Raw genomic sequence first — 10,000 nt, 5'->3', positions numbered from 1 at the left:
GTTAAAAAAGCGGCCTGGACGGCTGACAGATAATTCAACAGCTCTGGTTTTCACTTCTTCCGCTATCCAGCTGTTAATTGCTGAAAATGAGCTGGTGTAGGGGGAAGTCCAGGCCAGATCCGTATTTTCCAGTGACATTGCAGGGTAAAACACTCCAGCTCTGGCTCGTATTCTATAGCCTGACACAGGCAAAGGGCTCCAGTTTAACCAGGCTTCTGTTACACCCATACCGGGCTCTGGCGCTCTGTGCCATTGGGCATGCACTGTGGCTGAGAAATCTATATCAGTTTCAAGCTGAGCGACCAGATACTGAGGTCCGGCACCGAGGTCGTTATGGTAGCCAAGCTGTCCAGTGCCTTTTTGCCACCATGGAGCCAAATAATGAGCTGTATCATTTTGTTTATTCAGGTAAAATTCTCCGCGACCATGCAGACTCAGTTGCTCAAAAGATTGTGAAGACAAACTGACAAAGAAGGTTGGGATCAGGCATATACGAAAAAGAGCTGATTTGATCCTGGCCATGCCGCGTTCCTTATTTTTTATTTTCAGCTGATGGTAGCAGCTCAGGGTGCTGGATGAAAACTTTGAGCGACAAAGTTTAAGCAGCTTTGTCTGGTATATGCTGACAAGCAGGTTAAACTGCTTTAGTTTATCCAGACTTTGCCTCTGTTGCTCCGGAGATAGTGAATGACCTCGTTGAAGCGCGTTTTATCTGCTTGTTTAGTGTTCTGCTACAGTTCGGTATTGTCGGCTGCCGTTCAAATTACTGTGACGGATCAGCAAGGGCTGCCGCTCGAAGATGCAGTGGTGGAATTACTCGATCCGGCAAATATAAAGTTCTCGCAAAAAAAAGCAGAAGTGAAACAACAAGACCTGACCTTTATTCCCTTTGTTTCAGCGTATCAAACCGGTACCGCGGTTGATTTTCCGAATATGGATAAGACCAGGCATCATGTTTATTCCTTTTCGCCAGCCAAGGTGTTTGAACTCAAGCTTTATGCCAATAAACCTGAAGCACCAGTAGTATTTGACCAGGCTGGAATTATCGCTTTGGGCTGCAACATTCACGACTATATGCAAGCCTATATTTATGTAGGCGACAGTCAGTTTTTACAGGTGTCGAATGGTAAAGGACAGGTGAACTTTGTTGATCTACCCGATGGCAATTATCAGTTAAAGCTCTGGCACCCATGGCAAAATGCCGATTGGGTGGCTCAGCAAGTCCAAATCAAAGATGGCCAGACTCACAATTATCAACTGGCTATTACTGCGCAGGAGAAACCAAAGAAACCGAAAAAAGGTTTTGGTGCTTCTTATACCCCATAATTTCTTTAATCTGTTGATTTATTAACCCAAAGGAGCCGACTCATGGCCACAGTAACATTAAAAGGTAACCCAATTCAGACGATAGGCGAACTGCCGGCGGTAGGCAGTAAAGCGCCGGATTTCACTTTAACAGGTGCAGGCCTGGCAGATGTTAAACTGGCAGATTTTGCTGGTCAGCGACTGGTACTGAATATTTTCCCAAGCGTAGATACTCCAACTTGTGCTACTTCAGTCCGCACTTTTAACAAAGCTCTGTCAGATTTAAGCAATACGGCTGTACTTTGTGTTTCAGCTGATCTGCCTTTTGCTCAGGCACGTTTTTGTGGTGCTGAAGGGTTGGAGCAAGTGAAAAATGGCTCAAGTTTCCGTAGTTCCTTCGGTAAGGATTATGGCGTGGCTTTTTCTACCGGTCCTTTGACTGGTTTATTATCCCGTGCCGTGGTCGTGATCGACACAGACGGTTCAGTGCTCTATACCGAACAAGTGGCTGAAACGGCTGACGAACCGTCCTATGAAGGTGCTTTGGCTGTATTGGCTTAATAGTCCCGAGGCCAGAGTTCCAGCTCTGGCCTTTTGTTGAAGAGCTGATTTATGCAACGCGGACTACTGCTGATTTTTGTTTTGTGGTTGCCACTTGCAGTCATGGCTGATGCCTCAGTGGCTGCAGCCAGGCCCAGTTTGCGCATGGGGATCCATAATTTCCCGCCTGATTTTGTGGTCAGCCCGGATGGAAAAAGCTGCGCAGGTGAGGGCTATTTATTGGCAAAAAAAATCTTTGCGCAGGCAGGATTTGATTTAACAGCTATCTGTACCACACCCGCAAGGATGTATGTATTACTTGAACAGGGTGAAGTAGATTTTAGTATTAACGTAAAGACTACAGCGGCCATCGGTAAAGTGCATCAGTTTATCGAGCCTGCCTATATGGCAATGCAACTGATGTTATACAGCCACCCTCTGAGTTCCGCTGCACCGCAAGACAAAACAGTAGCTGCCATCCGGGCTTTTGACTATTTAGGGCAGAGACTGCAGTTAATACAACAAGGTTATCAATTGGTGGATATGCCGGATAGCATCAGTGCTGTGCAATTGTTTTTGCACCAACGCACTCAACATTTAATCAGTTATCAGGGACCTTTTGTTGCTTTTGCCGCCACTCAGGCAACAGATGTGATGTCCGGCTTAAAACAAAAAAAGCTGGCTGAAATAGATGCCTATTTTTTGGTGTCTGCGGCCTCTGCACATCGCCAGCAAATTATTGAGATTGTGCAACTCTATGCCAAAACACACAGCTGCATTTATCTAAAAGGCTGTGGAGAGCATTATTCTGCTCAGGACCCATTGCAGCAGTGACTTTAGATTTAGTCCTGTGGGCATTGCTTTTCTGTTGTGCTTTTTGTTTGAATAGCAAACTAATTTAGCATCAATACAGAATTTTGATATGCAAATCAAAGTGCTCGACCCTTTATCGGCCGCTGCGGCTGAACTCCTGACTTTATCCGATTCTTATATGGCGGCTTTATACCCAGCGGAAAGCAATCATATGGAAAGCCCTGTGGCTCTGACCTTGCCCAATGTTCTATTTTTAGGCATTTATCTGGACCAGGAATTAGCTGGTTGCGGCGCAGTGAAAATAATGCAGGATGATGATTGTTATGGCGAGATCAAGCGGCTTTACGTGTTGGATTCTTATAGAGGCAGAGGCTTGTCGAAAGGGTTAATGCAGGCACTGGAAGCACATCTGAAAGAGCAACAAGTCCCACTGGCCCGACTCGAAACCGGTATTTTTCAGCCTGAAGCTTTGGCTTTGTATGAAAAACTGGGTTATCAGTACAGAGCTCCTTTTGGTACTTATCAACTGGACCCATTAAGCGTTTTTATGGAAAAACTTCTGTAGTGCTGTTTATCAAGGTTTTTCTGCATGCATAGTGTAAAAGCTGGCGAACTGTAAATTTTAAACTAAGCTCTTTGTGCCTTATTGATGGACAAATCATCAGGCTGTGCAGTTCAGAGACAAACCAAGGAGCCTGTGTCATGCGTTTTTATGCTACTCAAATTTGGTTATTACTAACGGTCGTATTGCTGACCGGCTGTAGTACTTTACCCACTTCAAGTTCCGCTTTGGCGAAACCAGCTGCTAATACTGCAATGGCTGTAGATTGTATCGGCGCTATTGAAGCTCCGGCTGCAGGCTTGGCACCCAGCTCAGATCCTGAGCTGCTGCAATCGGCTTTGGGTCAGCCGGACAAAGGCCAGCTTTGTATGGGGCAGGTCTTTGTCACCACAGCACCAGTCAAGGTGTACAGGGTTTGGGATCAGGCTAAAAGTTACACCTTATATGGCCGCTGGTGGTCCTTTAGTTTGCCACAGGGCCCGACAGAGCAATACAGAGCCGCCAATGCCATATGTCCGGGCTGGAGTGCGCTAAACCAGATGAGTAGCTGTATTTTAAAAGTGGGCAGTAAAATTGTAGTAGGGCCTGGTCAAAGCGCAGATTGTGGTGACGGACTGGTCTATCCAAAGTCGCCGGTCAATCAGGTTTTTATTAATAACGATTCCCGTAACAATGTGCTGTGGGTCGAACACTGTGATGCTGGTAGTCACTGGCCAGACCAGGAGGAATAAGATGCACAAAAGTCGTTTGGCTGCTTTTGTTTTGGATAGCAAAGTGGATGATATTCAACAGGCAGGTGAGTTTTGGAGTCAGGCGCTGGGCTATCAGCAATTGCCTTCCGATCCTGAGTGGGCAGACAGGTATTTATACCTGGATAGCCCATCATCTGAGCCGAAGCTATTGCTGCAAAAAGTTGAACATTCAAGCCATATTCATTTGGATATTGAAACCGATAATGTTGCGGCTGAAGTGGCGCGCTTGAGCGCATTAGGCGCGACTGTTGTAAAGCAGATGCCACGCTGGACTGTGATGCAAGCGCCAACTGGCCATAGATTCTGTGTCGTGATGCCGCAGCGTGACGATTTTGGCCACAGCCCTGATGTAAAACTCTGGCCTTAAATTTTACCTTGCTGCTTTTTATCTCTGCACAGGCTGTTTTTGTTGAAAAACAGAGGGGCTGCTGTCTGCTTTATGTCTATACAGCTAACATATGTTCACTCACTCATGCATTTTTTTGAAAATTAAATTTCATTTAATTTTATTAAATTCAAGTGCTTGATGATATTTTCTGGTTTTTTTATTTTGTTGAAGTGGAGTTTTATTTGGTTTTGGTGTACAACTGTGCGCTGAGATTAAGTGGAAGGACCAGTGTGAACACAAGTATGTCTTTATGGCGCCAACGCCTTTATCGCCAGTTTAGCTTAATGCTGGCAAACCAGCCTAAACTAGGTTATTACCTCAAGCCTCTGCTGCACTGGAACAAACCTCAATGGCACCCTGACTACCACAGTGCTTCTGTGATTGATATTTGCTGGGAAACTGAGCAGATGCTGAGTATCTGGCTAAAACCTGCGGCCTCCTGGCCTGGTTTTACTCCCGGCCAGCATATTTTGGTCACCCTGCTGCATCAAGGCCGTTATATCAGCCGGAGTTTTAGCATCAGTTCCTCTGCAGCTTTGTTTACACAGCAAAAGCAAATCCGCATCAGCTGTCGTATTCAGCCACAAGGTGAGTTTACTAAAGCCTTAGCAAGCCGCATAACCTCATTGACAGAGCTGAGTATCAGTGACGCTATGGGAAATTTTGTGCTTGCTCCTAACGTCGATAGTAAAGATCTAAAAACTACAGTGATGGTCGCTGCGGGATCCGGCATTACGCCGCTTTGGTCCATGCTGAGCAGTATGCGCTGCTGGACTTCTCCTATTGTTTTGTTTTACAGCGTGAAAAACGCTGCTCAGGCGGCATTTTTAGCTGAGCTGAAACTACTGGCCGCAAAACAACCTTTGTTTGAACTTCGATTGATTGAAACTGATATTTCAGGCCGCCTGAATTTAATACGGGACTTGGCGACTAAAGCCGATTTTTCTCTGCGCCAAGCTCACTACTATTTATGTGGGCCTGCTGCTATGAGCCAGCACTGTAAAGAGCAGTTAATACAGCAGGGGGTTCCTGCGGGCGCAATTCATTCTGAACAGTTTGGATTTGCTTTGCCGGCAGTAGTAGGGGAGATGAAACAAGCTTTGATCCTGCAAAAAGGCAAAGAAATATTAATAGCAGCCGCAGCTGGAGTGCCATTGTTACAGGTCGCTGAAGAGCAGGGGCTAAATCCTCGTTTTGGCTGTCGCATCGGAGTTTGTTTTCAGTGTGTCTGTCAGAAGAAATCTGGTCAGGTTGTAAATTTACGCACTGGACAAGTGTCAGGTGATGGCCCGGAGCAAATTCAGTTATGTATCAGCGCGGCGCATAGCAACCTGCAGATTGAGTTATAGGACTAGTGATGAAATTAAATGAACAACAGTTGGCAGCCCTGGCCGCTGAGTTGGATGCAGTCAAAGCCGGAGTAATGTCTGAACTTGGTGACAAAGAAGCAAACTATATTCGGCGTCTGTTACTGACACAGCGGTTATGTGCTATTTCGGGTCGCATTCTTATGGTGCTTGGCTTTATTACTCCCTGGTTATGGGGCTTAGGTGTAATGTTGTTAGCGCTGGCAAAAATACTCGACAATATGGAAATAGGCCATAACGTCTTGCATGGTCAGTACGACTGGATGAATGACCCTGTGCTGCATTCACAGCGTTTTGAATGGGATATCGCCTGTGATGCTGGTTCATGGAAAAGAACCCATAACTTTGAACATCACACTTATACCAATATTATCGGTAAAGACCGTGATTTTGGTTACGGTCTGTTGCGTCTGAGTAATGACTTCCGCTGGAGGCTGCGTAACGTGTGGCAGTTTGTCACTTATCTGGTATTAAGTACTTTATTTCAATGGGGCGTGTCTTACCATGAACTGGCCGGAGAGCGGGTGTTTTTTGGCAAAAAGAAACCGGATCGGGTCAACAGCGTCAGTCACAAGGAGTTAAAAAAAGCCTTTTTTGGTAAAGGTGCGCGGCAGTTGTTTAAAGATTATGTTTTTTTCCCTTTGATAGCTGGTCCCATGTGGTTATGGGTTTTGGCTGGAAATCTGCTGGCGAACCTAATTCGTAATTTATGGACCTCCACTGTGATTTTTTGCGGTCATTTCACAAAGGATGTGCACACTTTTACTCAAGAGCAATGTGAAGGCGAAAGCCGGGGCCATTGGTACTATCGCCAAATTCTGGGCTCTTCTAATTTTACCGGACCTCGGTGGTTTCATATTTTAACCGGGCACTTGAGCTGCCAGATTGAGCATCACCTCTATCCGGATATGCCTGCTTTACATTATTTGACCGTCGCACCTCAAGTACAGGCTATTGCGAAAAAATACGGCATTGCTTATAACAGCGGCAGTTTCTTAAAGCAGTACGCTACTGTCGTGGCTCGTATTATCAGATATTCGTTCCCTGGCGGTAAAGCCACCCCGGCTTAACGCATGTCCCTGGCACAGCAGTATGAGAGAAGGATAGAAAGATGTTATTTGCAGATGTGATGCAGCAGTTTAAATCAGGTCAGCCTGACGTACTGCAGATTGAAGTGCCAGAGCAGTGGGGGCAGGGTCGTGCTGTCTTTGGTGGTATGGCGTCCGCTTTGGCCTTGGCGCATTTACTGACTGCATTGCCGCAGGATATCCCCCTGCGCTCTGTATCTGTGTCTTTTGTCGCACCTTTAAATGCAGGTGCAGCTGTAGTCTCCAGACGTATTTTGCGACAAGGCAAGTCTGTGATCCAGGCGATAGTGGAAATTACGCAACAGGATCAGGTGGCTCTGGTGTTATTGGCCAGTTTTGGCGCTGAGCGTAGCTCTGGTTATCAAGTGGCAAGTGCAACAGCTCCAGCTTTTACCGCCCGGGCTCTGGTCATGCCAAAACAAGGACCTGTGCCTGAATTTACCCGCCATTTTGACTATCAAATTAAAGCAGGTGTGATGCCATTTTCAGGCGGTACGGGCACAGAATTAGGTGGTGTAATACGCTTTGCAGAAGGCCAAACTGCAGCTGCAGGTGTGCTGGAGTTGTTGGCTCTGGTCGATGCCTGGCCTCCGGTCAGTTTAACTTTACTGAACCAGCCTGCTCCAGCCAGTTCGTTAACCTGGACCATAGAGTTTATTCAGCCGCATCAGAGCAGCGAAACAAAAGCTCTGACGACGGACTGGTGGAGTTATCTGGCGAATATTGAGCATGCAGCTGATGGTTATCATCATATTGAAGCCAAATTATGGCAACCTGACGGCCAGTTAGCAGCTATTAGTCGTCAGACCGTCACAGTCTTTGCCTGAACAGCAAGTGCACTTACCCAAAGTAATTGATGTTGCAGTGCGACGACAAGTGTGGGAGTCCCCAGGAGCTGTCCTATGTGACTTGGGAGAGTAGTGCAGTCCACAAAACTGCGGCTTCAAGTACGAAGGGTAAGTTGCTTAAAATTTATACTCGCCCGGTAAGGGCGCTTCTGTTATAGTGCGCGCCCTTTTTGCTGTGCCAACTTCTGTATAAATAGAGAGTACCCATTTTTGAGCAATGCCACTTTTACCAGTCTGCCTTTTGCAGAGCACTTATTACAAAGCCTTGAAAGCCTTGGCTACAGTCAGATGACTCCTATTCAACAACAGGCATTGCCTGCTTTATTGGAGGGAAAAGATATTCTGGCCAAAGCCCGCACCGGTAGTGGCAAGACTGTGGCCTTTGCCCTGACTTTATTACATAAACTGGCAGTAAAACGTTTTCGTATTCAGTCCTTAGTACTTTGTCCTACCCGTGAGCTGGCGGAACAGGTAGCACAGGAAATCCGTCGCTTGGCGCGCAGTCAGCACAATATTAAAGTGTTGACGCTTTGTGGCGGAGTATCTATTGGCCCGCAAATTGGCTCACTTGAACACGGTGCTCATATTATTGTTGGTACTCCGGGCCGTATTCTGGAGATGATAGACCGCAACCTGCTGAACCTGTCTGATGTTGAAACTTTAGTGCTGGATGAAGCGGATCGTATGCTGGATATGGGTTTTGCTGATGATCTGGCCGTGATTTTGAACGCCTTACCAGATGATCGCCAGACTTTATTATTTTCAGCGACTTACCCAGACAAAGTGAATGAATTAAAACGTCATTTAAAAGCGGATGCTGTACAGGTTTTTGTCGATGATGCTGAGCAAACCGAGATAGAGCAGAAATTTATTGAAGTTGAAGCTGATGAAAAAATTACAGCCTTAAAGCAACTTTTATCCTGGCATGGCGCTCAGCCCGCGCTGATATTCTCCAATATGCGCAAAGACACTCAGGATATTTGTGATGAGCTGTCCGATGCAGGTTACAGCGTCATGTCTTTGCATGGCGACCTGGAGCAGCGCGACCGCGAACGGGTACTGATGCAGTTTACCAACCAAAGTTGTCTGATTATGGTCGCGACAGATGTTGCAGCCCGTGGTTTGGATATCAGTGCTCTGCCTCTGGTGATTAACTACGATTTAGCCAATGATCCGGAAGTGCATGTGCACAGAGTAGGCCGTACTGGCCGGGCTGGCAGCGAAGGTTTGGCTTTAACGCTGGTGACTCCGTCACAAATGGGTCGTCTGGCTGTGTTGGAGGACCAGCTCGGTTTAACAGCACAGTGGACAGAACTCACAGCTTACCCTGTAAAAGAGGCCAAACCAGCGCGCGCGCCAATGCGCACAGTGATGATAGATGGTGGCAAAAAGGACAAAGTACGACCTGGCGATATAGTGGGCGCTTTAACAGGGGAACTCGGTTTATCCTTCGAACAAATTGGCAAAATTAATGTTCTGCCTATGGTGAGTTTTGTCGCTGTACGCACAGATGTGGCCACTACAGCCTTAAAACGATTGAGCGAAGGCAAAATCAAAGGCCGACAGTTCCGCTGCCGTTTTGTCTGAACAAAAAAACGTAGGGGCGGGTCTCGTACCCGCCCGCCTAAAGATACCGCGGTGTAATACACACAAAAACATTGCAGATGGGCGGGGCGTTACAAGCCAGTGCCCGGCAGTCCAGTGTGAATTGGTTACAAAAAGTATCTGATGTAAGAGGAAAAATTGGAGGTATGCACTAAGATCAAAGCGGATAGACACTAAAAATAAAGAGGCCGCTTATGAACGTTCGCTACCTTCTATGCAGCACTGTCGTATCTCTGCTGTTGTTTGGCTGTAAACCTGCTGATACCCCATCTCCCTCCGTTACTGCCGATACTGCCGCCAAAGTGGCAGAAACGCCCGCTGAACCTAAAGCTGCACCTTGCCAGCTTAAGCTGGGTTTTGAATCCTGGGAACCCTACCAATACGTTGGACTGGAACAACAAGCAAGTGGACTGGATATCGAAATAGTACAAGCCGTCGCCGGACGTATGAACTGCACTTTAGTCATGCAACATGGAACCTGGCAGGACTTATTAGGTCAGTTCAGACAAGGGCAGTTGGATCTGCTGCTTGGTGCGTCCAAAACACCAGCCCGTGAAGAATTTGCCTTATTTTCTGAGCCATACAGAGCAGAACAGTTTCAACTTTTTGTTCGTAAAGAGGATGCACTCAAATATAACTTTGATTCTGTTGCTGAAATGGTCGCAGCTAAACATAAAGTAGGGCTGATTAGCGATTACTACTATGGTGAGCAAATCAGTGCTTTGTATAGTG

General features: G+C 46.7%; 12 protein-coding genes. 11 read left to right on the top strand and 1 reads right to left on the bottom strand.

Annotated elements, in window-relative coordinates; all coding sequences use genetic code 11:
* A partial coding sequence (locus tag LDL40_RS06405) for a hypothetical protein (RefSeq protein WP_300994364.1) occupies positions 1–522 on the bottom strand: 522 nt, incomplete at its 3' end.
* Positions 523–687: 165 nt separating this feature from the next.
* Here LDL40_RS06405 and LDL40_RS06400 point away from each other — a divergent pair.
* The 11 genes from LDL40_RS06400 to LDL40_RS06350 form a co-directional block, all read left to right on the top strand.
* Positions 688–1,326: a methylamine utilization protein gene (locus LDL40_RS06400; RefSeq protein WP_300994363.1), complete on the top strand. Its 639-nt coding sequence runs from the start codon at positions 688–690 to the stop codon at positions 1,324–1,326.
* A 42-nt stretch (positions 1,327–1,368) separates the two neighbouring features.
* Positions 1,369–1,866 (top strand): thiol peroxidase, encoded by a 498-nt coding sequence (gene tpx, locus LDL40_RS06395; RefSeq protein WP_300994362.1) that lies wholly within the window; start codon positions 1,369–1,371, stop codon positions 1,864–1,866.
* Between the two features lie 51 nt (positions 1,867–1,917).
* Positions 1,918–2,679 carry a hypothetical protein gene (locus LDL40_RS06390; protein WP_300994360.1) on the top strand — a complete coding sequence of 254 codons (762 nt, stop codon included), beginning with the start codon at positions 1,918–1,920 and terminating at the stop codon, positions 2,677–2,679.
* 88 nt (positions 2,680–2,767) lie between these two features.
* Complete coding sequence (locus LDL40_RS06385; RefSeq protein WP_300994357.1) at positions 2,768–3,223, top strand: GNAT family N-acetyltransferase; 456 nt, start codon at positions 2,768–2,770, stop codon at positions 3,221–3,223.
* 137 nt (positions 3,224–3,360) lie between these two features.
* Positions 3,361–3,951 carry a hypothetical protein gene (locus tag LDL40_RS06380; protein WP_300994356.1) on the top strand — a complete coding sequence of 197 codons (591 nt, stop codon included), beginning with the start codon at positions 3,361–3,363 and terminating at the stop codon, positions 3,949–3,951.
* 1 nt (position 3,952) lies between these two features.
* On the top strand, positions 3,953–4,339 hold the full coding sequence (locus LDL40_RS06375) for a VOC family protein (protein ID WP_300994354.1): 387 nt from the start codon (positions 3,953–3,955) through the stop codon (positions 4,337–4,339).
* Positions 4,340–4,590: 251 nt separating this feature from the next.
* Positions 4,591–5,709 (top strand): flavin reductase family protein, encoded by a 1,119-nt coding sequence (locus LDL40_RS06370; RefSeq protein ID WP_300994352.1) that lies wholly within the window; start codon positions 4,591–4,593, stop codon positions 5,707–5,709.
* Positions 5,710–5,717: 8 nt separating this feature from the next.
* Entirely contained in the window at positions 5,718–6,797 is a 1,080-nt protein-coding gene (locus LDL40_RS06365; RefSeq protein WP_300994351.1) for an acyl-CoA desaturase, read from the top strand.
* Positions 6,798–6,838: 41 nt separating this feature from the next.
* Positions 6,839–7,642 (top strand): acyl-CoA thioesterase II, encoded by an 804-nt coding sequence (locus tag LDL40_RS06360; RefSeq protein ID WP_300994350.1) that lies wholly within the window; start codon positions 6,839–6,841, stop codon positions 7,640–7,642.
* A gap of 231 nt (positions 7,643–7,873) precedes the next feature.
* On the top strand, positions 7,874–9,250 hold the full coding sequence (dbpA, locus tag LDL40_RS06355) for an ATP-dependent RNA helicase DbpA (RefSeq protein WP_300994349.1): 1,377 nt from the start codon (positions 7,874–7,876) through the stop codon (positions 9,248–9,250).
* 212 nt (positions 9,251–9,462) lie between these two features.
* Positions 9,463–10,000 (top strand): ABC transporter substrate-binding protein (locus LDL40_RS06350; RefSeq protein ID WP_300994348.1); only part of this gene is annotated, 538 nt, incomplete at its 3' end.

Source organism: Rheinheimera sp. (genome assembly GCF_020217005.1).
GTDB lineage: Bacteria > Pseudomonadota > Gammaproteobacteria > Enterobacterales > Alteromonadaceae > Pararheinheimera.
The sequence above is the reverse complement of the archived record's forward strand: the minus strand, read 5'-3'. Positions and strand labels throughout refer to the sequence as shown.